General features: G+C 67.8%; 1 protein-coding gene. It reads left to right on the top strand.

Annotated features, from left to right (window positions below):
• The first annotated feature begins 83 nt into the window (after positions 1-83).
• Positions 84-1,234 (top strand): IS3-like element ISAar43 family transposase gene (locus WFI00_RS17730; protein WP_336627483.1). Its coding sequence is split into 2 segments (ribosomal slippage): positions 84-354 and positions 354-1,234, totalling 1,152 coding nucleotides; the frame shifts between segments, so codons are not numbered across the junction.
• The last annotated feature ends 13 nt before the right edge of the window (positions 1,235-1,247 follow it).

Raw genomic sequence — 1,247 nt, forward strand, 5'->3', positions numbered from 1 at the left:
TGGGCTGACCCCGTTCGGTAGGTCCGGTGGTTGTGTGAGTCGTCCTGTTGCCCGGGGGTCCGGGCAGGGAGACTGGTCAGATCATGACGAACAGCAGGAAGCGTCACACTCCGGAGCAGGTCGTCCGTAAGCTCGGGCAGGCCGACAGGATGCTCGCGGGCGGGAGCGACATCGCCGGGGTGTGTCGAGAGCTCGGAGTGTCCGAGCAGACGTACTACCGGTGGCGGAACCAGTACGGCGGATTGAAGGCCGACGACGCGAAGCGGCTGAAGGAGCTCGAGAAGCAGAACGCCACGCTCAAGCGGCTGCTCGCCGAGGCAGAGCTCGAGAAGGCCGCGCTCAAGGAGCTGGCTGAGGGAAACTTCTAGGCCCGGGCAGGCGCCGCGCCGCCGTCGACCACCTCAAGCGCAAGCTGCGGGTGAGCGAACGAATGGCGTGCCGTCTGGCCGGGCTGAGCAGGTCCGCATACCGTCGCCCGCTCCAGGGCGAGACGACAGCCGACCCGGACCTGGCGTTGCGGGACTGGCTGCGGGCGTATGCGAAGAAGCACCCGCGGTGGGGATACCGCAGGGCCTACCACGATGCCCGCGGCGAGGGGTGGGTCGTGAACCACAAGAAGATCCAACGGCTCTGGCGCGAGGAAGGGCTGCGCGTCCCGCAGCGGCGTCGCCGCAAACGCGTTGGGTCTTCGACCGTCGACGCCCCGGCAGCGGTCGCACCCAACCTCGTGTGGGCGGTGGACTTCCAGTTCGACGCGGACGAGCAGGGCCGTCCGATCAAGATCTGCTCCATCGTCGACGAGCACACCCGCGAGTGCATCGGCGGGCTCGTCGAACGGTCGATCACCGCGGACCGGCTCACCGCCCACCTCGAGGACCTCGTCGCAGTCCGCGGCGCCCCCGCGGTGCTCCGATCCGACAACGGCCCCGAGTTCATCAGCGACGCGATGGCCCACTGGGCCGGCACCCGCACCGGCCTGTTCTACATCCCGCCCGGCTCGCCCTGGCACAACGGGTACGTCGAGTCGTTCAACAGCAGGCTCCGCGACGAGTGCCTGAACATCAACAGCTTCTACTCGCTGCTCCACGCCCAGGTCGTGATCGGCGACTGGAAGACCGAATACAACCACGACCGCCGGCATTCATCGCTCGGCTACCTCGCACCCGTCGACTACGCTCGGCAATGCACCCATCAATCGGAAACCGACGACTCGCACAGCGACCGGACCGAATGAAGGGGGCGGCCCA

This window comes from Microbacterium sp. MMO-56, from assembly GCF_037146215.1.
In the GTDB taxonomy this organism is placed as follows: domain Bacteria; phylum Actinomycetota; class Actinomycetes; order Actinomycetales; family Microbacteriaceae; genus Microbacterium.